The 24558-nt window shown below is 39.6% G+C and carries 22 protein-coding genes; 20 read left to right on the top strand and 2 right to left on the bottom strand.

Going from position 1 to position 24558, the window contains the following annotated elements; genetic code table 11:
- Nucleotides 1-32 precede the first annotated feature (32 nt).
- The 8 genes from AB2B50_RS01685 (at nucleotide 33) to AB2B50_RS01720 (ending at nucleotide 7793) form a co-directional block, all read left to right on the top strand.
- Nucleotides 33-623: a class I SAM-dependent methyltransferase gene (locus AB2B50_RS01685; RefSeq protein ID WP_320692169.1), complete on the top strand. Its 591-nt coding sequence runs from the start codon at nucleotides 33-35 to the stop codon at nucleotides 621-623.
- The gene (locus AB2B50_RS01690) at nucleotides 620-1903 is read left to right on the top strand and encodes a pyrimidine-nucleoside phosphorylase (protein WP_320692168.1); all 1284 of its coding nucleotides are present in this window, start codon (nucleotides 620-622) and stop codon (nucleotides 1901-1903) included. Before AB2B50_RS01685 ends, AB2B50_RS01690 begins: the two co-directional genes overlap by 4 nt.
- Nucleotides 1904-1920: 17 nt before the next feature.
- Nucleotides 1921-2583 carry a deoxyribose-phosphate aldolase gene (gene deoC / locus AB2B50_RS01695; RefSeq protein WP_320692167.1) on the top strand — a complete coding sequence of 221 codons (663 nt, stop codon included), beginning with the start codon at nucleotides 1921-1923 and terminating at the stop codon, nucleotides 2581-2583.
- Nucleotides 2570-2959, top strand: a complete 390-nt coding sequence (locus AB2B50_RS01700; RefSeq protein WP_000246080.1) for a cytidine deaminase — start codon at nucleotides 2570-2572, stop codon at nucleotides 2957-2959. The genes deoC and AB2B50_RS01700 overlap by 14 nt, the downstream gene beginning before the upstream one ends.
- A 90-nt stretch (nucleotides 2960-3049) precedes the next feature.
- The gene (locus AB2B50_RS01705) at nucleotides 3050-4105 is read left to right on the top strand and encodes a BMP family lipoprotein (protein WP_075227715.1); all 1056 of its coding nucleotides are present in this window, start codon (nucleotides 3050-3052) and stop codon (nucleotides 4103-4105) included.
- A gap of 141 nt (nucleotides 4106-4246) precedes the next feature.
- Entirely contained in the window at nucleotides 4247-5776 is a 1530-nt protein-coding gene (locus tag AB2B50_RS01710; RefSeq protein WP_320692166.1) for an ABC transporter ATP-binding protein, read from the top strand.
- The gene (locus AB2B50_RS01715) at nucleotides 5776-6834 is read left to right on the top strand and encodes an ABC transporter permease (protein ID WP_000038693.1); all 1059 of its coding nucleotides are present in this window, start codon (nucleotides 5776-5778) and stop codon (nucleotides 6832-6834) included. The genes AB2B50_RS01710 and AB2B50_RS01715 overlap by 1 nt, the downstream gene beginning before the upstream one ends.
- Before the next feature lie 2 nt (nucleotides 6835-6836).
- Nucleotides 6837-7793: an ABC transporter permease gene (locus AB2B50_RS01720; protein WP_049509105.1), complete on the top strand. Its 957-nt coding sequence runs from the start codon at nucleotides 6837-6839 to the stop codon at nucleotides 7791-7793.
- Nucleotides 7794-7904: 111 nt separating this feature from the next.
- On the opposite strand, the gene AB2B50_RS01725 is transcribed toward AB2B50_RS01720, so the two are convergent.
- On the bottom strand, nucleotides 7905-9173 hold the full coding sequence (locus AB2B50_RS01725; RefSeq protein WP_320692165.1) for an MFS transporter: 1269 nt from the start codon (nucleotides 9171-9173) through the stop codon (nucleotides 7905-7907).
- 60 nt (nucleotides 9174-9233) lie between these two features.
- A complete protein-coding gene (gene plsY / locus AB2B50_RS01730) occupies nucleotides 9234-9875 on the bottom strand; it encodes a glycerol-3-phosphate 1-O-acyltransferase PlsY (RefSeq protein WP_320692164.1) in 642 nt (213 codons plus the stop codon).
- 214 nt (nucleotides 9876-10089) lie between these two features.
- Between plsY and AB2B50_RS01735 the strand changes: the two genes are divergently transcribed.
- From AB2B50_RS01735 to AB2B50_RS01790, 12 genes are all read left to right on the top strand, one after another.
- Complete coding sequence (locus AB2B50_RS01735; RefSeq protein ID WP_320692163.1) at nucleotides 10090-10731, top strand: amino acid ABC transporter permease; 642 nt, start codon at nucleotides 10090-10092, stop codon at nucleotides 10729-10731.
- Nucleotides 10732-10741: 10 nt separating this feature from the next.
- Nucleotides 10742-11371 carry an amino acid ABC transporter ATP-binding protein gene (locus AB2B50_RS01740; protein WP_320692162.1) on the top strand — a complete coding sequence of 210 codons (630 nt, stop codon included), beginning with the start codon at nucleotides 10742-10744 and terminating at the stop codon, nucleotides 11369-11371.
- 9 nt (nucleotides 11372-11380) lie between these two features.
- Nucleotides 11381-12223: an amino acid ABC transporter substrate-binding protein gene (locus AB2B50_RS01745; protein ID WP_320692161.1), complete on the top strand. Its 843-nt coding sequence runs from the start codon at nucleotides 11381-11383 to the stop codon at nucleotides 12221-12223.
- Between the two features lie 146 nt (nucleotides 12224-12369).
- Complete coding sequence (parE, locus tag AB2B50_RS01750) at nucleotides 12370-14313, top strand: DNA topoisomerase IV subunit B (protein ID WP_320692160.1); 1944 nt, start codon at nucleotides 12370-12372, stop codon at nucleotides 14311-14313.
- A gap of 46 nt (nucleotides 14314-14359) precedes the next feature.
- Nucleotides 14360-15739, top strand: a complete 1380-nt coding sequence (locus AB2B50_RS01755; RefSeq protein WP_320692159.1) for a hypothetical protein — start codon at nucleotides 14360-14362, stop codon at nucleotides 15737-15739.
- A gap of 48 nt (nucleotides 15740-15787) precedes the next feature.
- Nucleotides 15788-16237 carry a GNAT family N-acetyltransferase gene (locus tag AB2B50_RS01760; protein WP_368037344.1) on the top strand — a complete coding sequence of 150 codons (450 nt, stop codon included), beginning with the start codon at nucleotides 15788-15790 and terminating at the stop codon, nucleotides 16235-16237.
- Between the two features lie 16 nt (nucleotides 16238-16253).
- Complete coding sequence (locus AB2B50_RS01765; protein WP_320692158.1) at nucleotides 16254-17075, top strand: aminoglycoside 6-adenylyltransferase; 822 nt, start codon at nucleotides 16254-16256, stop codon at nucleotides 17073-17075.
- Between the two features lie 217 nt (nucleotides 17076-17292).
- Complete coding sequence (gene parC, locus AB2B50_RS01770; RefSeq protein WP_320692157.1) at nucleotides 17293-19770, top strand: DNA topoisomerase IV subunit A; 2478 nt, start codon at nucleotides 17293-17295, stop codon at nucleotides 19768-19770.
- A gap of 131 nt (nucleotides 19771-19901) precedes the next feature.
- Nucleotides 19902-20924: a branched-chain amino acid aminotransferase gene (locus tag AB2B50_RS01775; RefSeq protein WP_320692156.1), complete on the top strand. Its 1023-nt coding sequence runs from the start codon at nucleotides 19902-19904 to the stop codon at nucleotides 20922-20924.
- A 20-nt stretch (nucleotides 20925-20944) separates the two neighbouring features.
- Nucleotides 20945-22912 carry a peptide ABC transporter substrate-binding protein gene (locus AB2B50_RS01780; RefSeq protein ID WP_320692155.1) on the top strand — a complete coding sequence of 656 codons (1968 nt, stop codon included), beginning with the start codon at nucleotides 20945-20947 and terminating at the stop codon, nucleotides 22910-22912.
- A gap of 34 nt (nucleotides 22913-22946) precedes the next feature.
- Nucleotides 22947-23636, top strand: a complete 690-nt coding sequence (locus AB2B50_RS01785; protein WP_320692154.1) for a DUF969 domain-containing protein — start codon at nucleotides 22947-22949, stop codon at nucleotides 23634-23636.
- Entirely contained in the window at nucleotides 23633-24556 is a 924-nt protein-coding gene (locus tag AB2B50_RS01790) for a DUF979 domain-containing protein (protein ID WP_320692153.1), read from the top strand. Before AB2B50_RS01785 ends, AB2B50_RS01790 begins: the two co-directional genes overlap by 4 nt.
- Nucleotides 24557-24558 lie beyond the last annotated feature (2 nt).

The following is a 24558-nucleotide window of genomic DNA, read 5'->3' on the forward strand; positions in this document are numbered from 1 at the left end:
CAAATAACTTATTTTTATGGTAAAATAGTATCATGAGTAAAATGTATTATGCAGAAAATCCAGATGCAGCCCATGATGTTCATGAGCTTAGAGTTGAGCTACTTGGGCAAAAGATGACCTTTTTGACAGATGCTGGTGTCTTTAGTAAAAAAATGATTGACTTTGGAAGTCAGTTGTTGTTAAGATGCCTTGATGTTGAAAAAGGTGAAAAAATTCTTGATGTTGGTTGTGGCTATGGTCCAATAGGCTTGTCTTTGGTTAAGGCTTATGATGCCCAGGCGACTATGGTGGATATCAATAATCGTGCTCTGGATTTAGCCCAGCAAAATGCAATGAAAAACAAGGTTCAAGCGACTATCTTCCAGTCTAATATTTATGAGCAGGTAGAGGGACAATTTGACCATGTCATTTCGAATCCACCCATACGTGCAGGCAAGCAAGTAGTTCACGAAATCATCGAAAAAAGTATAGACTTTTTAGTAGACGGTGGTGATTTGACTATTGTTATCCAGAAAAAACAAGGAGCTCCAAGTGCCAAAAGTAAGATGGAAGATGTATTTGGCAATTGCGAGGTTGTAAAGAAAGATAAGGGATATTACATCCTTAGAAGTGTAAAAGAATGAGAGCAGTAGATCTAATCCAGAAAAAAAGAGACGGACAAGAACTCAGTTCCAGTGAAATCAAGTGGTTGATTGAAGGCTATGCGGCAGGAAGTGTTCCTGACTACCAGATGTCAGCATTTGCCATGGCAGTTTACTTCCAAGGAATGACCACGAGAGAAATTTCTGATTTAACCATGAATATGGTTAAGACAGGCCAGGAGTTTGATTTGTCTGCTATAAATGGTGTGAAGGTTGATAAACACTCTACGGGTGGTGTTGGTGACAAGGTAACTTTAATCCTAGCACCCTTGGTAGCTAGTTTTGATGTCCCAGTGGCTAAGATGAGCGGTAGGGGCTTAGGCCACACCGGTGGTACTATCGATAAATTAGAATCCATCAAAGGTTTTCAGATTGAACAAAGTCAGGATGAATTTATCAAACAAGTTCAAGAAATTGGAGTTTCAGTTATTGGTCAGTCGGATCAACTAGTTAAGGCGGATAAGCTTCTCTATGCCCTTCGGGATGTGACGGCAACAGTGGATACCATTCCTTTGATTGCTAGTTCGGTTATGAGTAAAAAAATTGCAGCTGGAGCTGATGCTATCTTACTTGATGTAACAGTGGGTGAAGGTGCCTTTATGAAAACAGTCGATGAGGCACGCCAACTGGCTCAAACCATGGTGAACCTTGGTAAGGCTGTAGGTCGTAAGACAGTAGCAGTTATTACTGATATGAGTCAACCTTTGGGACGTGCCATTGGGAATCGTTTAGAAATCCTAGAAGCTCTGGAAATTCTTCAAGGTAAAGGCCGTCAAGATATTAGCCACTTTATCTGTGAGTTGGCCCAGATTATGCTATCATTAGCAAATGTTGAAAAAACTATTGAGGAAGTAAGGCAACATCTTGAAAATGGTAAGGCTCTCAAGAAATTTGAAGAGATGGTTCTAGCTCAGGGTGGAGACCTAGAAGACCTCTATTGTCCAGTAAAAGTTGACCATGTAGTTGATATTCCTGCTCAAGAGGATGGTGTTATCGTAGAACTTCCAGCCATGGAGTTTGGTCTTTTTGCCATGAGATTGGGTGCTGGTCGTGCCGTTAAAACAGATGCTCTTGACTATGAGACAGGGATTGTTTTTGAGAAGAAAGTTGGAGAATCAGTCAAAAAGGGTGAAATTGTTGCAAAAGTATATGCAAATGGCAAAATTTCTCCGGAACTAGTTACAGATTTCCAAAATTATGTTAAAATTAAGATAAGTGATGAAGCGATAAAAACGCGTGAAATCATTGAAATCATCTCCTGATTTAAGGAAAAACCGAAATGAAATTAAATAAATACATTGATCATACGCTTTTAAAGCAAGATGCTACCGAACAGCAAATCGATCGTTTGCTATCTGAAGCAAGAGAGTACGATTTTGCAAGTGTTTGTGTCAATCCTTGCTGGGTTTCGCATGCAAAAACTGCACTCGTAGATACTGATGTCAAGGTTTGTACAGTAGTAGGATTCCCTCTTGGAGCCACGACATCTGCTGTTAAAGCCTTTGAAACCAAAGAAGCAATCCAAAATGGTGCTGACGAAATTGATATGGTCATCAATGTTGGAGCACTCAAATCAGGAAATGCTGCATTAGTTGAGTCAGATATTCGAGCTGTTGTTGAAGCAAGCGGAGATAAACTCGTTAAGGTTATAATAGAAGCTTGTTTGTTAACTGATGAGGAAAAAGTTCTAGCTTGTCAGCTAGCTCAGAAAGCAGGAGCAGACTTTGTCAAGACGTCAACAGGTTTCTCAACAGGTGGTGCAACTTTGCCAGATGTTCAATTAATGCGTCAGACAGTTGGTCCTGATATGGGGGTCAAAGCAGCTGGTGGAGCTCGTTCTTATGCAGATGCAGTTGCCTTTGTTGAAGCTGGAGCTACTCGTATCGGAACATCTTCTGGCGTAGCAATCTTAAAAGGAGAGTTAGCAGATGGCGACTACTGAGTTGATTGACTTAGCGATTGAGACTAGTAAAAACGCCTATGTACCCTATTCACATTTTCCGATTGGTGCTGTTTTGGTTGCCAAGGACGGCAGTGTTTATACAGGATGCAATATTGAAAATGCTAGCTACCCCTTGACCAACTGTGGTGAGAGAACAGCGATTTTTAAAGCTATCTCCGAAGGACAACGTGAGTTTTCAGAATTGATTGTTTACGGTCAAACTGAGAAACCTATTTCTCCTTGTGGAGCTTGTCGCCAAGTTATGGTCGAATTTTTTGAACAAGATCTAAAGGTGACTCTAGTTGCCAAAGATAAATCGACGGTCGAGATGACGGTCGGGGAATTACTTCCATACTCATTTACAGACTTGCATTAGTCTGCGTCACTCTTTGAGTGACAAGGGTCCTTGTGACCAATCAATCCATACTTGCAACTTCGTTGCGCATCTTATTTAGGAGGTTCAGTAATGAACAAGAAACAATGGCTAGGCCTTGGTCTAGTTGCAGTAGCAGCATTTGGACTTGCTGCATGTGGTAATCGCTCTTCTCGTAACGCAGCTTCTTCATCTTCTGATTTGAAGACTAAAGCAGCTATCGTTACAGATACTGGTGGTGTTGACGACAAATCATTCAACCAATCAGCTTGGGAAGGTCTTCAAGCTTGGGGTAAAGAGCACAATCTTGCAAAAGATAAAGGATACACATACTTCCAATCAACAAGTGAAGCTGACTACGCTAACAACTTGAACCAAGCAGCAGGAAGCTACAACTTGATCTTCGGTGTTGGTTTTGCCCTTCACAATGCAGTTGAAGAAGCAGCGAAAGAACATGCAGATTTGAACTATGTTTTGATCGACGATGTGATTAAAGATCAAAAGAACGTAGCAAGCGTAACATTTGCTGATAACGAAGCAGCTTACCTTGCAGGTGTAGCAGCAGCTAAAACTACTAAAACAAAACAAGTTGGTTTTGTAGGTGGTATGGAATCTGAAGTTATTTCTCGTTTCGCAGCTGGTTTCAAAGCTGGTGTTGAGTCAGTTGACCCATCTATCAAAGTACAAGTAGACTACGCTGGTTCATTTGGTGATGCCGCTAAAGGTAAAACAATCGCTGCAGCTCAATACGCAGCTGGTGCAGACGTAATCTACCAAGCAGCTGGTGGTACTGGTGCAGGTGTCTTCTCAGAAGCTAAATCTTTGAATGAAAGCAAAAACGAAGGCGAAAAAGTTTGGGTTATCGGTGTAGACCGTGACCAAGTTGACGAAGGTAAATATACTTCTAAAGACGGTAAAGAATCAAACTTCGTACTTGCTTCTACTTTGAAACAAGTCGGAACAACAGTTCAAGATATCGCAAACAAAGCTGAAAAAGGTGAATTCCCTGGCGGTCAAGTGATCGTTTACTCATTGAAGGATAAAGGGGTTGATCTAGTAACAACTAACCTTTCTGAAGAAGGTAAAAAAGCTGTTGAAGATGCAAAAGCTAAAATCCTAGATGGCAGCATCAAAGTTCCTGAAAAATAATAGATAAAAGTCATTTCTTAGGGGAGCGGCCTGTGGCCGCTTCTTTAAGAATTGAGACAAATTGTTTTGTCTCAATAGAGCTTGCTAAATTTCTTTAGCAGGTTTTATTGAAATAAAATAAAACTCTGAAAGGAAGAGCACATGGCACACGAAAATGTCATTGAGATGCGTGAAATTACCAAAGTTTTCGGTGAATTTGTCGCTAACGACAAGATTAACCTTGAACTTCGTAAAGGTGAAATTCATGCACTTTTAGGAGAAAATGGAGCTGGGAAGTCCACTCTTATGAACATGCTAGCAGGGCTTCTAGAACCAACTAGTGGTGAAATTGTGGTCAATGGTCAAGTTGTAAAATTAGACTCGCCATCAAAAGCAGCTAGCTTAGGAATTGGGATGGTTCACCAGCACTTTATGTTGGTTGAAGCTTTCACAGTTGCTGAAAATATCATTTTGGGAAGTGAATTGACCAAAAATGGTATCCTAGATATTGCTCGAGCAACTCGAGAAATTAACGAACTATCGGAGCGTTATGGTCTTGCTGTGGATCCTTCTGCCAAAGTAGCAGATATCTCTGTTGGTGCTCAACAACGTGTTGAGATCCTAAAGACACTTTATCGTGGTGCCGATATTCTTATCTTTGACGAACCAACTGCCGTTTTGACGCCATCAGAAATCGATGAGTTGATGGCCATCATGAAGAACCTGGTCAAAGAAGGTAAATCAATTATCTTGATTACCCATAAGTTGGATGAGATTCGCGCAGTATCTGATCGTGTTACAGTTATCCGTCGTGGTAAATCTATCGAAACAGTTGAGATTGCTGGTGCGACTAATGCTGACTTAGCAGAAATGATGGTGGGACGTTCTGTTTCCTTCAAAACTGAGAAGCAAGCACCACAACCTAAAGAAGTCGTTCTTTCCATCAAAGACTTGGTTGTTAATGAAAACCGTGGCGTTCCTGCTGTTAAAAATCTCTCACTCGATGTTCGAGCTGGTGAAATTGTCGGAATTGCCGGTATTGATGGGAATGGTCAGTCTGAATTGATTCAAGCTATCACAGGACTTCGTAAGATTGAGTCTGGTAGTGTGGAATTGAAAGGCCAGTCCATTGTAGGATTGCATCCACGTCAAATTACCGAACTGAGCGTTGGTCACGTTCCAGAAGACCGTCACCGTGATGGTCTGGTTTTGGAAATGATGATTTCTGAAAATATCGCTCTTCAAACCTACTATAAAGAACCTCTTAGCAAGAAGGGAATTTTAAATTATACGAATATCATTGACTATGCAAAAAAATTGATGCAAGAATTTGATGTTCGCGCTGCTAGCGAGATTGTTACAGCTTCAGCCCTTTCTGGAGGAAATCAACAAAAAGCAATCATCGCTCGGGAAATTGATCGAAATCCGGATCTCCTCATCGTCAGCCAACCAACTCGTGGTTTGGACGTCGGTGCCATTGAGTACATTCACAAACGCTTGATTCAAGAACGTGATAATGGAAAAGCTGTCCTTGTAGTCAGCTTTGAACTAGACGAGATTCTAAATGTCTCAGATAGAATCGCTGTTATTCATGATGGTAAGATTCAAGGGATCGTAACACCAGAAACAACCAACAAGCAAGAACTTGGTGTCTTGATGGCTGGTGGTGAATTGGAAAAAGGAGAAGAGTGATGTCTAAAAAATTACAACAAATTTCGGTTCCCTTGATTTCTGTTATCCTTGGAATCTTGCTTGGAGCCATCGTCATGTGGATTTTTGGCTACGATGCTATTTGGGGTTATGAAGAGTTGTTCTACACAGCCTTCGGTAGTGTGCGTGGAATCGGTGAAATTTTCCGTGCCATGGGGCCATTAGTCTTGATTGCTCTTGGATTTGCAGTTGCGAGTCGTGCAGGCTTCTTTAACGTTGGTCTTCCAGGACAAGCACTCGCTGGTTGGGTTATGAGTGGCTGGTTCGCTCTTTCAAATCCAGATTTACCACGTCCATTGTTGATTCTTGCGACAGTTGTCATTGCGTTGGTTGCTGGAGGAATTGTTGGCGCCATTCCTGGTATTTTAAGAGCCTATCTTGGAACATCTGAAGTTATCGTAACCATCATGATGAACTACATTGTTCTCTATACAAGTAATGCTTTTATCCACTCTTTCCCTAAAGATATCATGCAAAGTACAGACTCATCAATCCGAGTAAGTGCAAACGCAACTTATCAAACACCTTGGCTTGCTGAGTTAACAGGAAACTCTCGTATGAATATTGGGATTTTCTTTGCCATCATTGCAGTTGCAGTTATTTGGTTCTTGCTTAAGAAGACAACTCTCGGTTTTGAGATCCGTGCAGTTGGTCTTAATCCAAATGCTTCTGAATACGCAGGGATTTCAGCGAAACGCACCATTATTCTATCAATGATTATCTCAGGCGCTCTTGCAGGTCTAGGTGGAGCTGTAGAAGGACTTGGTACCTTCCAAAACGTCTATGTTCAAGGTTCATCATTGGCAATCGGATTTAATGGTATGGCGGTAAGTCTACTTGCTGCAAACTCACCGATTGGAATTCTCTTTGCAGCCTTCTTGTTCGGAGTGCTTCAAGTTGGAGCCCCTGGTATGAATGCAGCACAAGTACCATCAGAGCTTGTAAGTATCGTTACAGCCTCAATTATCTTCTTTGTCAGCGTTCACTACATCATCGAACGATTTGTCAAACCAAGAAAACAGCTTAAAGGAGGTAAATAAGGATGTCGATTACAACAATGTTAACCCTTATGGTTTCTTCAATGTTGATTTACTCAGCACCACTTATTTTCACAAGTATCGGAGGAGTTTTCTCTGAACGTGGTGGAGTTGTTAACGTTGGTCTTGAAGGAATCATGGTTATGGGTGCCTTTTCTGGAGTTGTGTTTAATCTTGAATTTGCACAAGATTTGGGAGCATTAACTCCTTGGTTGGCTTTGCTAGTTGGTGGATTAGTTGGAGCTATCTTCTCTCTCATTCACGCAGTGGCTACAGTTCATTTCCGTGCTGACCATGTTGTCAGTGGTACCGTACTTAACTTGATGGCGCCAGCCTTGGCTGTTTTCTTAGTCAAAGTGCTTTATAACAAGGGACAAACGGATAACTTAACGCAAACTTTTGGACGTTTTGATTTCCCTCTTTTGGCTAATATCCCAGTTATCGGAGATATCTTCTTCAAGTCAACAAGTTTACTTGGTTACCTAGCAATTGCCTTTTCATTCTTAGCATGGTTTGTCCTTTTTAAAACTCGCTTTGGACTTCGCCTCCGTTCAGTTGGTGAACACCCACAAGCAGCAGATACTTTGGGGATTAATGTCTACAAGATGAGATATCTTGGAGTTGTGATTTCAGGTTTCCTTGGAGGAATCGGTGGAGCTATCTACGCTCAGTCAATTTCCGTTAACTTCTCAGTTACGACCATCGTTGGACCTGGATTTATCGCACTTGCTGCTATGATTTTCGGTAAGTGGAATCCTGTTGGAGCTATGCTTTCAAGTCTCTTCTTCGGACTATCACAAAGTTTGGCGGTTATCGGTTCTCAACTTCCATTCTTGCAAGGAGTTCCAGCCGTTTACTTGCAAATTGCACCATATCTCTTGACCATCGTCGTCTTAGCAGCCTTCTTTGGTAAAGCAGTTGCACCAAAGGCAGATGGTATCAACTATATCAAATCTAAATAAACAAAAAAGCGTCAGTTTGAAACTGACGTTTTTATTTTTATCAGGAATTATACCTCGTAAAGATATCAAAAAAGTTTTTTCACTTATAATTATTAATCACTGTGAACTTGCTTAATTTGCTTTTAAAAGGTTGAAAATGCGAGGTAGTAGGAACATCGTATAGATTAGAAGGCAAGTACCACCAACAATAAAGATGACCCCACCATTTACTTCTTGTTGGAATAAATAAGTAAATACAAGTGTCCCTATTGGCATAATAGAGGTATTGAGTGTAAATAAGGTACTCATAACTCTGCCTAAAAACTTAGTTTCAATGGTACTTTGAAGGTAGGTCATGACAACAATATTTAAGATAACCAGAGTAAATGCGATGATTCCCATGAATAAACCACCAAGAGTTGAAATAAAGATTTGAGACTGGGTTGTTGAAAATGTTACTCCTAAACCAATAATCGCAATGATTAGAAGAAAAAGAGGGAAGCTGATTTTATTAGAGAGGAGTTTGTTTTCTTTTTTGTCCGGTAGTAGTGACATGAAAATACTAGCTAGCAGCATTCCAATTGCTGACATGGTTTCAAGGATACCAACGGTTGCATTATCTAAGAGGAGCTGTTCTTTGACTACAAATGGGACTCCAATACTGATAGAGGTGTAGAAGAAGTTAAGAACGACACTCACAAGAATGATGTATTTAACAATCTGATTTTCTTTTAAAAAGTGAATAATTTCTTGAACTCCATACAGTTGTTTTTCCAGTTTTTTGTTCGTCGTTTCAGGCTCTTCATACTCGTAGTAAAATTTCATAGTGAGCAGAACTCCTAAGGATAGAAAGTTCGCAAGGATCTCGATAAGAATAAAACCTGCAAAACCAATCCAACTATAAAAAATAACTCCGATAGCTGGAGAAAGCATAGTTGCAATAGCGATGGCGGTCTGTGTAACAGAACTTAATCGTTGGATTTTTCTGTCATTGACTAATTCATGAATAGAAGCTGAATAACAAGTGTCACTGATATTGACTGTGATAGAGTGGAGTACAGCGAATGGAATCACCAGATACAAGATACTAGATGAATCCGTTAAAAAATAGAAGACATAAAAGAAGAGAAAGATAAGCATCCGAAAAATGAAATTAAAGGTTAGAATCTTTTTATGGCGGTACTTATCTACTATATTGCCAATAGGAACCAAGAAAATCAAACTAACTAAAGGATAAATAATCATATTTATCCCAAAACTCATAGCAGATTTTGTTTGGTCCAGTAACATCAAACCTAAAGCAAAATTGAACGCTTTACCACTTAGTGAACCGATGAAGTTACTGATAAAATCTTTAATGATTTGCTGGTTAGACTCGTTGTCACTAATACTATGTTGCATATTCTCTCCTTACTCTCTGAACAGTAGTAGAGCTAGATTTTCAAAATCCTTTTCTCTAAATCATTTTTTAGGTTTTTGGTGGGTGAGATTTAGTCCCCAAGGAACTAGGTTCTCAGTCTTGTTTTGAATACGATTGATATTATCTTTGTGGCGGATAATAATTAAACCTGCGAGAGCTAGGATAATCGCTACGAATAATAAATCGTAACTTGGCAGTAGGAAACCGATAAGTGGAAAGAGAATCACCCCAAGTACAGCAGCGAGAGCAGCAGTAACACTAGAGAGAGAAATCATGCTTCCTAGATATAGAGTTCCAAAGAAGACAACTGCTAGATAGAGGCAAAATAGAGGAGCAAATCCGAAAATGACTCCAGCACTAGTTGCGACAGCCTTTCCTCCTTTAAATCCTGCAAATACTGGGAAGGTATGCCCAATCACAGCTAAAAGGCCAAAGACTAGAGGGGAGACACCTTGAACTTGAAAGATAAGTGGAAGCAAGGTTGCGATGGTTCCTTTGAAAAAGTCTATCACGAAGGTTGCCATACCCGCTTTTTTACCTAAAATACGAAAGGTATTGGTCGTTCCAGTATTACCTGAACCATGTTCTCTTAGATTGATCTTAAAGAAGATTTGCCCAATCCACAGTCCTGAAGGGATAGAACCCAATAAATAAGCTAAAATTAATAATACTATTGTCATCATGCTTCTATTATACCATGAAATAGGAGAGAAACGGAAAGGAATCTTTTCTCAAATTGTGACATCTGATACTTTATGTAAGTAGAAAAATTTTCTCATGAACACTATTATTCGGAAATTAAGGATAAAGTTTTAAAAATACATGAAAATTTCTGAAAAACTTGATTTTGTGTTTATTTATGCTATAATAGGAACAATTATTTTTAGGAGGTGGAATATGTCTTACTTATTTGAGATATTACCTAGTTTATTGAGCGGTGCGACAATGACTTTACAAGTCTTTGCACTGGTCTTACTCTTTTCAATTCCTTTAGGTATTTTGGTTGCCTTTTGCTTACAGGTCCATTGGAAACCCCTCCATTACATGATTGATGTTTATATCTGGGTGATGCGTGGGACACCATTGCTCTTGCAGTTAATCTTTATCTATTATGTTTTGCCAAGTATCGGGGTTCGACTTGATCGGGTACCAGCAGCGATTATTGCCTTTACGCTTAATTATGCAGCCTACTTTGCGGAAATATTCCGTGGAGGGATTGCAACGATTCCTCAAGGACAATATGAAGCAGCTAAGGTTTTGAAATTCAAACCTATCGATACCGTCCGCTATATTATCTTGCCACAAGTAACCAAGATTGTTTTACCAAGTGTATTTAACGAGGTTATGAGTTTGGTTAAAGATACTTCTTTGGTCTATGCACTCGGTATTTCAGATTTAATCCTAGCTAGTCGTACTGCAGCCAATCGTGATGCGAGTTTGATTCCAATGTTTTTAGCAGGAGCTATCTATCTTCTCATGATTGGTATTGTTACGATTATAGCTAAGAAACTTGAGAAAAAGTTTAGCTACTATAGATAGGAGGTTATCCATGTTAGAGTTAAAAAATATCAGCAAAAAATTTGGAAAAAAAGAAATTTTATCCAATTTCAGTTTAACAATTCCTGAAAAGCAGATTTTGGCTATTGTTGGACCTTCTGGTGGTGGGAAGACTACCTTGCTCAGAATGTTGGCTGGACTTGAAACCATTGATTCAGGTGAGATTTTTTATAATGGAGAATCCTTACCTTTGGATGAACTTGAAAAGCGCCACTTGTTAGGTTTTGTGTTTCAAGATTTTCAGCTTTTTCCTCACTTATCCGTTATGGAGAACTTGATTTTGTCACCCATCAAAACTATGGGAATGTCTGAAGCAGATGCCAAGAAGAAGGCGGTCGACTTATTAACTCGTCTAGGACTCGAAGCTCATGCAGATGCCTATCCATACTCATTATCTGGCGGTCAAAAGCAACGGGTTGCCTTAGCACGCGCTATGATGATAGATCCTGAAGTGATTGGGTGTGACGAACCAACTTCGGCCCTTGACCCTGAGTTGCGTCTCGAGGTTGAAAAACTGATTCTACAAAATCGAGAATTAGGTATGACTCAGATTGTCGTGACCCACGACCTCCAGTTTGCAGAGAATATTGCTGACCAGATTCTCAAAGTAGAGCCTAAGTAGGAGGTGTCTATGAATCGAAAGAAAATCAGCTTTGTTTTGGTGTTCTTTCTGGCTTTTTTCCTGGTAGGATGCACGCAAAAAGCCAGTAATCCTAAAGTAGATAATTGGGAAAAATACCAAGAACAGGGAACAATTACCATAGGATTTGACAATACCTTTGTTCCTATGGGCTTTGAAGAAAAGAATGGGCAATATGTTGGATTTGATATTGATTTAGCCCAAGCTGTTTCTGAGAAACTTGGCTTTAAGGTCCAGTTTCAACCCATTGATTGGGATATGAAGGAAACAGAACTTCAAAATGGGACTATTGACGCTATTTGGAATGGTTATTCTGCAACGGATGAACGTCGTGAGAAAGTAGCCTTTACAATACCGTATATGGAGAATCAGCAGGTTCTCGTCTCTAAAAAATCTCAAAATATCCAGTCGGTTTCGGATATGAAAGATAAAATTTTGGGAGCCCAAGCGGGTTCTTCTGGTTATCTAGATTTCGAAGCTCAACCAGAACTCTTAAAAAATATTGTAAAAGATCAAAAAGCAAACCAATATCAGAGTTTTAATGAAGCCTTGATTGACTTGCAAAATGATCGGATTGATGCTCTTTTAATTGACCGTGTTTATGCCAATTATTATCTTAAAACGGAAGGAATTTTAGATCGATATGAGATTTTTCCAGCCGGTTTTGAGAGTGAGTCTTTTGCAGTCGGAGTAAGACCAGCGGATAAAATCTTATTAGCCAATTTGAATAAGGCTTTTGTGGAACTCTATCAAGAAGGAAAATTCCAAGAAATTAGCCAGAAATGGTTTGGTGAAGATATAGCAACAAGCCAAGTTAAAGGAAAAGAAAACTGAGACTCTCGTCTTGGTTTCTTTTTTTAGGGTGGAAATGAGTGATTTTTTACTAAATAGGACTTGTGAATAGGCTTTTAACTTGAAAATTTTGCAAAATCCTTAGAAAACCTGTAAAATAGAAAAGATGAACAAATAGGAGGTTCCTTGTGTCAAAAAAGGAAATCAATATTAACAATTATAATGATGACGCCATTCAGGTGCTAGAAGGGTTGGATGCGGTCCGTAAACGTCCAGGGATGTATATCGGATCGACTGACGGTGCTGGGCTACATCACCTTGTTTGGGAAATTGTCGATAATGCAGTCGATGAAGCCTTATCTGGATTTGGTGATCGCATTGATGTAACGATTAATAAAGATGGAAGTTTAACGGTTCAAGACCACGGACGTGGGATGCCGACTGGGATGCACGCTATGGGGATTCCAACGGTTGAGGTCATCTTTACCATTCTTCACGCTGGAGGAAAATTCGGTCAAGGTGGTTACAAGACTTCTGGCGGTCTCCACGGGGTTGGTTCTTCTGTTGTGAATGCACTCTCTAGTTGGCTTGAAGTAGAAATCACTCGTGATGGTGCAGTCTACAAGCAACGCTTTGAAAATGGTGGGAAGCCAGTAACAACTCTTGAAAAGGTTGGAACGGCACCAAAATCTAAGACAGGTACAAAAGTGACCTTCATGCCTGATGCTAGTATCTTTTCTACGACAGACTTTAAATACAATACCATTTCAGAGCGTCTCAATGAGTCAGCCTTCCTCTTGAAAAATGTAACCTTGTCATTAACGGACAAACGAACAGATGAAGCAATTGAATTCCATTATGAGAATGGGGTACAAGACTTTGTTTCTTACCTCAATGAAGACAAGGAAACCTTGACGCCAGTCCTTTACTTTGAAGGCGAAGATAATGGTTTTCAAGTAGAAGTAGCCCTCCAATATAATGATGGATTTTCAGATAACATCTTGTCCTTTGTTAACAACGTTCGTACCAAGGACGGTGGAACGCATGAGACAGGACTCAAGTCTGCCATTACCAAAGTCATGAACGACTATGCGCGAAAAACTGGACTTCTCAAAGAAAAAGATAAAAACCTAGAAGGTTCAGATTACCGTGAAGGGTTGGCGGCAGTTCTTTCCATCCTTGTTCCTGAAGAACATTTGCAGTTTGAAGGACAGACTAAGGATAAACTAGGAAGTCCACTTGCTCGTCCCGTTGTAGATGGGATTGTAGCTGATAAGTTGACCTTCTTCCTTATGGAAAATGGGGAGTTGGCTTCTAATCTGATTCGTAAAGCAATCAAGGCGCGTGATGCCCGTGAAGCAGCACGTAAGGCGCGTGACGAGAGTCGTAATGGTAAGAAAAATAAGAAAGACAAGGGCTTGCTTTCTGGGAAATTAACCCCAGCCCAGTCTAAAAATCCATCTAAGAACGAACTCTACCTGGTCGAAGGGGACTCTGCCGGTGGTTCTGCTAAGCAAGGACGTGACCGCAAGTTCCAAGCTATCTTGCCTCTTCGTGGTAAGGTTATTAATACAGCCAAGGCTAAGATGGCGGATATCCTCAAAAATGAAGAAATCAACACCATGATTTATACCATCGGTGCTGGTGTGGGGGCAGACTTTTCTCTTGAAGATGCTAACTATGACAAGATTATTATCATGACCGATGCGGATACCGACGGTGCCCACATTCAAACTCTTCTCTTAACCTTCTTTTATCGCTATATGCGTCCGCTAGTTGAAGCAGGACATGTCTATATCGCCCTTCCTCCACTTTACAAGATGTCTAAAGGTAAAGGCAAGAAAGAAGAAGTGGCCTATGCTTGGACGGATGGCGAGCTAGAGGAACTACGTAAGCAGTTCGGTAAAGGGGCTACCCTTCAACGTTATAAAGGTCTTGGTGAAATGAATGCGGACCAACTTTGGGAAACAACTATGAATCCAGAAACCCGCACTCTCATCCGTGTCACAATCGAAGACCTAGCACGCGCAGAACGTCGCGTCAATGTCCTTATGGGTGATAAGGTCGAACCACGCCGTAAATGGATTGAAGATAATGTCAAGTTTACTCTGGAAGAAGCGACTGTGTTTTAATGATTTAGTAAGATTAAGAGTGATAGCCGTAAATGAGGAGAAATTTATGATTAAATTTTTGAGGAATATTGACTATAGCACAAAAGGTGATGTGTTATCGGGATTTACTGATGAGGTAGTAAAAAATATTCTTATTGATTACTATCAAAACAATTTAAAACTTAACGAAATTATTAAAAAATATTCTATTCATACTATAGCATCTAATTTAAGAAAAGAATTTCCAAAAGTTTCTACTTCGTTTATTTGTGAGATATGTGGTGAAGAAAAATACATCCAACTACCGACAAAAAAGGATTATGACAAGCTAGTTAATAATGACCAGTTAGATAACTATTTTGTTCAAGACAATAGATGCTTCAGTTGTGGGCATAAAAATAATGATGATGACTGCTCTTGTGATTATTGTTCAAAAGAAAAGCGTCGAAAAATACTGGACACTTATTTTCTTGAAGAAATTCGATATATATCCGGCTTTGGGCTACGAGAGCAGCTATATTTATCAACTATTTTACAGGGATTTAATATTAGTGAAGATGAATTTGATATTCCTTCTTTCTCGGAAATCAAAAATCAAAAATTACCACAAATGTTTTTTGATGGTAATTATCCCATTGATGAAATATACTTTCTGAAAGAAAAGAATATTTTAGAAATATCCCCAAGAAGCTCTACAACTGCATTTTGTAGTAATAAAGAAATTAAACAAGACCCCAAATTTGCAAATGAAAAATTTCCAAATGTGTTTTATAAGACAAGAGTACGTTTCTCTTTTCAAAATTTAAAAAATGTTTATTCAGAGAAAGATGAACACTGGTTTTCAAATTTTAAGTTTTTAACAAATCTTAAATTTACTGAGACTGAAATAAATCAACTGTGGTTAGAGTTGGCTGAAAAAGAATTGTTTAAACTATTTGACTATCAATTTAGGGAGGAATTTCATTTTGAATATTCTTCAGGGTATAGCGAGAAAGATGAAAATAAGGCTAAGCAACTTATAAAAACAGAAATTAAAAATCTTTTATTTGAATATTCGCCGTCAAAAGTCTACTGTATATTATATCAGGGAGTAAAAAAAGCTGTAACACATAAACAGAAGTATGGTATGACACATTACAGAGACAACCAAGTTCAATTTGTTATTTCTTATGGGATTAAATCATGGCTAAAATATAATGAGGAGCGTATTAGTGATTATGATTATCCTTGGACTTCGGAGATGTCGTTAGTTTCTACTCTATTTTTTAAAAATATTTTACAGAATGATGAGTGGTTTTATAACTTAATCCCTATTGATAAAGTTGAAATTATTGAGCAAGATTTCATGGAATATTTCTGTGGTCTATCACGAGAAAAACAACTTTTATTATTAGAAAAACTATCACTAATTAGCGAGTATTCTTTACTTAGGGAAGAAACTGACTAACAAATACCCTTGCGTACCTCACTTCCCCCAAAATATCTTCCTAAAAAAGTGACTGACAGAAAAAAAGTCAGTTTGTCTGTCTCATGGGAGAGACTGGCACAAAAATATTCAAAAAGAAAAATGAAAAAAGTATATGAAGTAAAAAGTTTGTCCCTGAGTGACTTAGACAATCAGGAGTTTATCGGCTTGGTAGGTCTGCACCATTCGGATTTACGGATTTTTGCTGGAAAAGAAGCTGTAGAAATCGGCTGGCGTTTGCGAAAAGAGTTTTGGAATCGTGGTTATGAGACGGAGGCTGCCCAAGTCTGTCTAGACTTCGCTTTCCAGCAAGCTGGCTTGTCAGAAGTTTACTCTTTTACATCCTTTCACAATCTCCCTTCGCAAAAAGTCATGCAAAAGCTAGGCATGGAATTTGTCAAAGAATTTGATAATGAAAAAGTTCCAGCAGTTAGTCCTCTTTATAGACATATCCTTTACAGAATCAAGAGTTTTCACTAAAAAGGCAGGTATTCCCATGAGAACTGAAACAGAAATGATGAATCTGATTTTACAAATAGCTGAAAGTTTAAAAGTCGATGCTGTTGCTTTATCGGGTTCTAGAACAAATGATCATGCTCCGAAAGATGAATTTCAAGACTATGATGTTGTTTATCTTGTTGATAATCTTGAAAACCTAATTTCAGACTTGTCTTGGCTGGATCAGTTTGGCAATCGTCTGATTGAGCAGTATAATATCTTAGGAAACCGTCGACTTTATCTCATGCTTTTTGAAGATGGCAATAGGATTGATCTAACCCTTTGCCCAAAAGACCACATCCAAGAATGGGTAGATAGCGAAGCTGGTTATACAGTTTTAGTAGACGAGAAGGGCTTGTTTGAGTCCTATACTACAAGTCCAGAGCGTTTCTGGATACATCCAGCTAGTGAGACGGATTTTGAAAAATCTTGTAATGAATTTTGGTGGGTGTCAGCCTACGTGGTCAAAGGAATTTGTCGAAAGCAAGTCATCTATGCGACGGATCATCTCTACGGTATTTGCCAGCAAGAACTTCTGAAAATCTTAGCCTGGCAGATAGCCAGTGATAGAAGAACAACCGACATCGGTAAAAATTACAAGTATCTCTTTAACTACTTGCCTGCTGAGATGGAGAAGGAATTCTTGAATCTGCTTGATTTCTCAAGTTTAGAGAAAATCACTCAGACTTTATTTGCTACGATGCAACTTTTCCATCAAGAAGCTCAAAAACTTGCTCAAAAGATGGGGTTTGATTATGATAATGAAATGGCTGAGAAGATGATTCAGTATGCTGAGGAAAAACTTCAAAGTACTAAGTAAATAAAGAAAATAATTCATAACTTTAAACTACAGAAAGGATAGTTTAGTTATATAAAGTAACTGAATACCTTCGTCTATAAAAAAACTACTCTACATTCTTTGAAAGGAGTTGAACACGCCCTAAATGCTGTGTGAAAAAGATAAATTCTCTTGAGAGCGTCGCTCGCTTTAAGAATTTCCTATTTTCACTTTGCATTTTACGGGCTTTGTATCCTATATGTCTAACATTCAAAATATGTCCCTGGAGGACATCATGGGAGAGCGCTTTGGTCGCTACTCCAAATACATTATTCAAGACCGGGCTTTGCCAGATATTCGTGATGGATTGAAGCCGGTTCAGCGTCGCATTCTTTATTCTATGAATAAGGATGGCAATACCTTTGACAAGAGCTACCGTAAGTCGGCTAAGTCTGTCGGTAACATCATGGGGAATTTCCACCCACACGGTGACCGTTCTATCTATGATGCCATGGTTCGTATGTCACAAGATTGGAAAAATCGTGAGATTTTGGTCGAAATGCACGGTAATAATGGTTCTATGGACGGAGATCCGCCTGCGGCTATGCGTTATACCGAGGCTCGTTTGTCAGAAATTGCTGGTTACCTTCTTCAAGATATCGAGAAAAAGACCGTTCCTTTTGCTTGGAACTTTGATGATACCGAGAAAGAACCAACTGTCTTGCCAGCAGCCTTTCCAAACCTTTTAGTCAATGGTTCGACTGGGATTTCAGCTGGATATGCGACAGATATTCCTCCCCATAATTTGGCTGAGGTCATTGATGCGGCGGTTTACATGATTGACCATCCAACGGCCAAGGTTGATAAGTTGATGGAATTTTTGCCTGGACCAGACTTCCCTACAGGAGCTATCATCCAAGGCCGTGACGAGATTAAAAAGGCCTATGAAACTGGTAAGGGGCGCGTGGTTGTTCGTTCTAAGACCGAAATCGAGAAGCTAAAAGGCGGTAAGGAACAAATCGTTGTCACTGAGATTCCTTATGAGATTAATAAGGCAAATCTAGTCAAGAAAATCGATGAAGTCCGTGTCAATAACAAGGTTGCGGGTATCGCTGAAGTTCGTGACGAGTCTGACCGTGATGGTCTTCGCATTGCTATCGAACTCAAGAAAGAAGCAAATACCGAGCTTGTTCTTAACTATCTCTTCAAATACACTGACCTTCAAATCAACTACAACTTCAACATGGTAGCGATTGATAATTTCACGCCTCGCCAGGTTGGAATTGTGCCAATCATGTCTAGCTATATTGCCCACCGTCGTGAAGTTATCTTGGCACGTTCTCGCTTTGACAAGGAAAAGGCTGAAAAACGTCTCCATATCGTGGAAGGCTTGATTCGTGTCATCTCTATCTTAGATGAAGTCATTGCTCTTATCCGTGCTTCTGAGAATAAGGCTGACGCCAAGGAGAACCTCAAGGTTAGCTATGACTTTACTGAGGAACAGGCTGAGGCCATCGTAACCTTGCAACTCTACCGTTTGACCAATACAGACGTAGTTGTCTTGCAGGAAGAAGAAGCAGAACTTCGCGAAAAGATTGCTATGCTGGCAGCCATCATCGGTGACGAACGTACTATGTATAATCTCATGAAGAAAGAACTTCGTGAGGTCAAGAAGAAGTTTGCGACACCTCGTTTGAGTACTTTAGAAGATACAGCAAAAGTGATTGAGATTGATACAGCCAGTCTTATAGCTGAGGAAGATACATACGTCAGCGTGACTAAGGCAGGCTATATCAAACGTACCAGTCCTCGTTCTTTCTCAGCTTCAACCTTAGAGGAAATTGGTAAAAGGGATGATGACCGATTGCTATTTGTCCAATCTGTTAAAACTACCCAGCATCTCTTAATCTTTACAACACTTGGAAATGTCATTTATAGACCAATCCATGAGTTGGCAGATATTCGTTGGAAGGATATCGGAGAGCATCTAAGCCAGTCTATTACAAACTTTGAAACCAATGAAGAAGTTCTATATGTAGATGTCGTGGATCAGTTTGATGATGCGACAACCTACTTTGCAGCAACTCGCCTTGGTCAAATCAAACGGGTTGAACGCAAAGAATTCTCTCCTTGGAGAACCTATCGTTCTAAATCGGTCAAATATGCCAAGTTGAAAGATGATAGTGACCAGATTGTAGCAGTAGCTCCGATTAAATTGGATGATGTTTTGTTGATTAGTAAAAATGGATATGCCCTTCGCTTTAATATCGAAGAGGTTCCAGTTGTTGGAGCCAAGGCTGCAGGTGTCAAAGCTATGAATCTGAAAGCAGACGATGTGGTACAATCTGCCTTTATCTGCAACACTTCATCTTTCTATCTTTTGACGCATCGTGGCAGTCTTAAGCGTGTTTCGATCGAGGAAATTCCTGTAACCAGTCGTGCCAATCGCGGTCTTCAAGTTCTTAGAGAATTGAAGAGCAAACCACATCGTGTCTTTTCGGCTGGAGCGGTCTCAGAACAAGGATTTGTTGGAGATCTCTTTAGTACAGAAGTAGAAGACGGAGAACAAACTCTAGTTGTTCAGTCAAATAAGGGAACAATTTACGAATCAATTTTACAAGATTTGAATCTATCAGAACGTACTAGCAATGGTAGCTTTATTTCAGATACTATTTCTGACGAAGAAGTTTTTGATGCCTACCTCAAAGACGTTTTTAAAGACGACAAGGAAAACTAAGAAAAGGATCAGTCCCAGTGACTGGTTTCTTTTTTGGTAAAATTTTCAGAAAATTACAAAAAATACTTGAATTTTTTAGAGAATAGTGTAGAATAGAATATATAGTTTTGATTAGAATAGAGGAGATTGTCATGACAGTTACGATTGATTGGGAAAATCTCGGTTTTTCCTATATGAAACTACCTTATCGTTATATCGCTTATTTTAAACATGGACAATGGACTCAAGGAGAATTAACAGAAGACGCAACCTTGCATATTTCCGAATCATCTCCGAGCCTTCACTATGGACAGCAAGCATTTGAAGGGTTAAAAGCCTATCGTACAAAGGATGGTAGTGTTCAACTTTTCCGTCCAGATGAAAATGCTAAACGTCTGCAACGTACTTGCGACCGTCTCTTGATGCCTCAAGTTCCAACAGAAATGTTTGTAGAGGCTTGTAAGGCAGTCGTCCGTGCCAATCAAGAATACGTACCCCCTTATGGAACTGGTGGAACTCTTTACCTTCGTCCGCTCTTGATTGGTGTTGGAGATATCATTGGGGTAAAACCAGCTGAGGAGTATATTTTTACCATCTTTGCTATGCCAGTTGGAAATTACTTTAAAGGTGGATTGGTTCCAACAAACTTCTTGATTCAAGATGAGTATGATCGTGCTGCACCGAATGGAACAGGGGCTGCCAAGGTCGGAGGTAACTATGCAGCTAGCCTTTTACCAGGAAAAATGGCTAAATCCCGTCATTTCTCAGATGTTATTTATCTTGACCCAGCTACACACACCAAGATTGAAGAAGTAGGTTCTGCGAACTTCTTTGGGATTACAGCTGATAATGAGTTTGTGACGCCACTGAGTCCATCAATCTTGCCATCGATTACTAAGTATTCATTGCTTTATTTGGCAGAGCATCGTTTGGGTTTGAAACCTGTTGAGGGGGATGTGCCAATTGATAACTTGGATCGATTTGTAGAAGCAGGTGCTTGCGGTACTGCAGCAGTAATCTCGCCAATTGGAGGAATCCAACACGGTGACGACTTCCATGTTTTCTACAGTGAGACAGAGGTTGGTCCAGTGACTCGTAAACTATACGATGAATTGACAGGTATCCAATTTGGTGACATTGAAGCACCAGAGGGATGGATTGTAAAAGTAGATTAAAATTATTAAAGGAGATCTTTATGAAAACGAAAAAGTGGATGTTAACAGCAGGAGTGGTCCTGAGTACAGCAGTTCTTCTTGTAGCTTGTGGGAAAGCTGACAAGGAAGCAGATGCCCCTACAACTTTCTCTTACGTCTATGGGGTAGACCCATCATCTTTGGACTACAGTATCGCAACTCGTACATCAACGACTGATATCATCGGTAACGTCGTTGATGGTTTGTTAGAGAACGACGAATATGGGAATTTGGTTCCTTCGCTAGCTGAGGACTGGAGTGTCTCACAAGACGGTTTGACTTATACTTACAAACTTCGTAAAGGGGTTAAATGGTACACTTCAGAGGGTGAAGAATACGCTGAAGTAACTGCGCATGACTTTGTTACTGGATTGAAACACGTAGCAGATGGCAAATCAGATGGTGTCACTCTTATTCAAAACTCAATCAAGGGCTTGAATGAATATATGACTGGTGAGACTAACGACTTCTCTACAGTTGGAGTTAAGGCGTTGGACGACTACACAGTCCAGTACACTTTAAACGCACCTGAAAGTTTCTGGAATTCAAAAGTAACTTCAGCAACTATGTTGCCAGTAAATGAAGAATTCCTCAAAGCATCTGGTAAAAATTACGGAACAGTCAGCCCAGCTGGTATTCTTTATAACGGGCCGTATATCTTGAAGACTTTAACTTCAAAATCTTTAATCGAATATGAAAAGAACCCAAATTATTGGGATAAAGAGAAGGTTAAAATCGAGAAAGTTAAATTAACTTACTATGATGGTTCAGACCAAGAATCCTTGATCCGTAGCTTCTCTTCAGGTGTTTACACAACAGCTCGCCTCTTCCCAAGTAGCTCAAACTTTGCTTCTACTTTGGAACAATACGGAGATAAAATTACTTACAGCCCACAGGATTCAACTAGTTACTACTTTACCTTTAACGTAAACCGTCAATCTTTCAATAAGACAGCGAAAACAAGTGAAGAACAGAAAACTTCTACAAAAGAAGCAATGTTGAACAAGGACTTCCGTCAAGCAATCAACTTTGCCTTCAACCGTCATTCTTATGCTGCCCAGCTCAATGGTGAAGATGGTGCGGATAAGATTATTCGTAATAGCTTAGTACCAGATAACTTTGTACAATCTGGTGGTAAAAACTTTGGGGATATTGCTCAAAAAGAATTGGTCAACTATGGAGACCAATGGAAAGGTGTTGAGCTCGTTGACGGAAAAGATACCATCTACAATCCTGACAAAGCCAAAGCTTCATTTGAAAAAGCTAAGAAAGAATTGGAAGCAAAAGGTGTAACCTTCCCAATTCACTTGGATGTTCCAGTTGAGCAAACAGATACAATTGCTGTTCAACAAAGCAATTCCTTTAAACAATCAATCGAGTCAACACTTGGTTCTGAAAATGTCGTGATTGATGTCCTTCAGATGACTGATAACGAGAAGGAAAGCATTACATCTCAAGCGCGTGTTCCTGCTCAAAAAGACTATGACTTGAACAGTACTGGATGGGCTCCAAGCTATCAAGACCCAGCAAGTTATCTCAATATCATGGATCCTAAGACCGGTTCTGCTATGAAACACCTTGGTATTACTAAAGGGAAAGATAAGGAAGTAGTAGCTCAACTAGGTTTGGACGAATATAAGAAACTCTTGGATGATGCAGTTTCTGAGACAAACGACTTGGATAAGAGATATGAAAAATATGCTAAAGCTCAAGCGTGGCTCACTGATAGTTCTCTCCTGATGCCAACAGCTTCATCAGGTGGTTCACCAGTTGTCAGCAACATTGTTCCTTTCTCTAAACCATACTCACAAGTTGGTATTAAGGGTGATCCATACATCTTCAAGGGAATGAAATTGCAAAAAGAGATTGTATCTGCTAAAGAATACCAAGCAGCTCTTGAAAAATGGCAAAAAGAAAAATTGGAATCAAACAATAAATATCAAAAAGAATTAGAAAGTCATGTCAAATAAAACAGACTAGTACTTTTGGAATAAAGGGGCCTATATGGAATGGATTAAACTAATAGGGATACTTATCATTGTGGTTGGTTTTATCTATAAGTTAGATACCATTGCAACGGTAGTCTTAGCTAGTTTAGTTACCGCTCTAGTTTCTGGAGTTTCTCTTGTTGAGTTCTTGGAAATTTTGGGAAAAGAATTTAGTAATCAACGAGTTCTGACGATTTTTATGGTAACCTTGCCACTGGTAGGTTTATCTGAAACTTTTGGCCTCAAGCAACGTTCGATTGACTTGATTCAAAAGATAAAGGGACTAACAGTTGGAAGTTTTTATACAGTGTATTTCTTTTTTCGGGAACTCGATGGTTTCTTTGCCATTCGTCTTGGAGGACATCCGCAGTTTGTAAGGCCTTTGGTTCAACCCATGGGACAAGCAGCAGCAGAGTCTCAATTAGGTAGAAAATTAACGGAGCAGGAGAGCGAAGCGCTAAAAGCGCGTGCAGCAGCAAATGATAATTTCGCAAATTTCTTTGCTCAAAACACTTTCGTTGGTGCAGGTGGTGTCCTCTTGATAGGGGGCACACTGGACCAATTTGGTTACGAAAGTAATTATGCAGGAATTGCTTCAGCTTCGCTTATAGTTGCAGGAATTTCCCTATTTATAGTTGGGATTTACAATTACCTGTTTGATAGAAAACTGCTAGCAAATAAGGTTAGTAAAGGAAAAGATGAATGACCAATCTAGCAAGACAGTTATTAGAGTTGACCTATATTGTGATTGGTTGTCAATTCCTTCATACAGCTTATTGTAGCTATAAAGATAAAACAAACCCAGTTCGCTTTGGAACGGCTGGGTTTTGGGCTTTATTGGGCATCAGTTTTATCGGTGGTTCCTATCTACCTTCTGTCTGTATTGGAGTTATCGTAGTGCTATTAGCCCTGCTAACTCTCTTTAAACAGGTTCGTATCGGCACCTTACTGTCTCTGGATGAAGTCAAGGCAAATATTGAAGCTAAACGACTAAAGAATAAAATTTTTATTCCAGTCATGTTAATGGCTTTGATTGCTTTGGTATTAGCAAAAATGATCCCTGAGTTTAGTAAGATTGCTATCAGTCTTGCTGCATTTTTCGCAACCATCTCTCTTTTATTGATTACTAAGAGTTCTCCTAGAAGTTTGTTAGCAGAAAACAATCGCATGGTGCAACAAGTTTCAACCAGTGGGATTGTTCCTCAGCTTTTAGGTGCTTTGGGTGCAATTTTTACCGTAGCAGGAGTGGGAGACTTGATTTCGCATTTGATAAGCAGTCTAGTACCTTCGGGTAGTCGTTTTATGGGTGTGGTAGCTTATGTCCTTGGGATGGTTCTATTCTCCATGATAATGGGAAATGCCTTTGCTGCCTTTACTGTTATTACTGCTGGAATTGGAGTTCCCTTTGTATTTGCCTTGGGAGCTGATCCAATCGTGGCTGCAGCTCTAGCAATGACGGCAGGTTGCTGTGGAACCTTATTGACTCCAATGGCGGCTAACTTTAATGCTTTACCGGCAGCTCTCCTGGATATGAAAGATACAAATGGGGTTATCAAAGCGCAAATAGGAGTAGCTGTTATCATGATTGTCCTACATATATTTTTGATGTACTTTTTGGCATTTTAGCA

Source organism: Streptococcus fermentans, from assembly GCF_040888305.1.
Lineage (GTDB): Bacteria > Bacillota > Bacilli > Lactobacillales > Streptococcaceae > Streptococcus > Streptococcus fermentans.

Coding starts and splice junctions, on each gene's coding strand:
- AB2B50_RS01685 (WP_320692169.1), top strand. CDS start 33: ATGAGTAAAATGTATTATGCAGAAAATCCAGATGCAGCCCATGATGTT.
- AB2B50_RS01690 (WP_320692168.1), top strand. CDS start 620: ATGAGAGCAGTAGATCTAATCCAGAAAAAAAGAGACGGACAAGAACTC.
- deoC (WP_320692167.1), top strand. CDS start 1,921: ATGAAATTAAATAAATACATTGATCATACGCTTTTAAAGCAAGATGCT.
- AB2B50_RS01700 (WP_000246080.1), top strand. CDS start 2,570: ATGGCGACTACTGAGTTGATTGACTTAGCGATTGAGACTAGTAAAAAC.
- AB2B50_RS01705 (WP_075227715.1), top strand. CDS start 3,050: ATGAACAAGAAACAATGGCTAGGCCTTGGTCTAGTTGCAGTAGCAGCA.
- AB2B50_RS01710 (WP_320692166.1), top strand. CDS start 4,247: ATGGCACACGAAAATGTCATTGAGATGCGTGAAATTACCAAAGTTTTC.
- AB2B50_RS01715 (WP_000038693.1), top strand. CDS start 5,776: ATGTCTAAAAAATTACAACAAATTTCGGTTCCCTTGATTTCTGTTATC.
- AB2B50_RS01720 (WP_049509105.1), top strand. CDS start 6,837: ATGTCGATTACAACAATGTTAACCCTTATGGTTTCTTCAATGTTGATT.
- AB2B50_RS01725 (WP_320692165.1), bottom strand. CDS start 9,173: ATGCAACATAGTATTAGTGACAACGAGTCTAACCAGCAAATCATTAAA.
- plsY (WP_320692164.1), bottom strand. CDS start 9,875: ATGATGACAATAGTATTATTAATTTTAGCTTATTTATTGGGTTCTATC.
- AB2B50_RS01735 (WP_320692163.1), top strand. CDS start 10,090: ATGTCTTACTTATTTGAGATATTACCTAGTTTATTGAGCGGTGCGACA.
- AB2B50_RS01740 (WP_320692162.1), top strand. CDS start 10,742: ATGTTAGAGTTAAAAAATATCAGCAAAAAATTTGGAAAAAAAGAAATT.
- AB2B50_RS01745 (WP_320692161.1), top strand. CDS start 11,381: ATGAATCGAAAGAAAATCAGCTTTGTTTTGGTGTTCTTTCTGGCTTTT.
- AB2B50_RS01755 (WP_320692159.1), top strand. CDS start 14,360: ATGATTAAATTTTTGAGGAATATTGACTATAGCACAAAAGGTGATGTG.
- AB2B50_RS01765 (WP_320692158.1), top strand. CDS start 16,254: ATGAGAACTGAAACAGAAATGATGAATCTGATTTTACAAATAGCTGAA.
- parC (WP_320692157.1), top strand. CDS start 17,293: ATGTCTAACATTCAAAATATGTCCCTGGAGGACATCATGGGAGAGCGC.
- AB2B50_RS01775 (WP_320692156.1), top strand. CDS start 19,902: ATGACAGTTACGATTGATTGGGAAAATCTCGGTTTTTCCTATATGAAA.
- AB2B50_RS01780 (WP_320692155.1), top strand. CDS start 20,945: ATGAAAACGAAAAAGTGGATGTTAACAGCAGGAGTGGTCCTGAGTACA.
- AB2B50_RS01785 (WP_320692154.1), top strand. CDS start 22,947: ATGGAATGGATTAAACTAATAGGGATACTTATCATTGTGGTTGGTTTT.
- AB2B50_RS01790 (WP_320692153.1), top strand. CDS start 23,633: ATGACCAATCTAGCAAGACAGTTATTAGAGTTGACCTATATTGTGATT.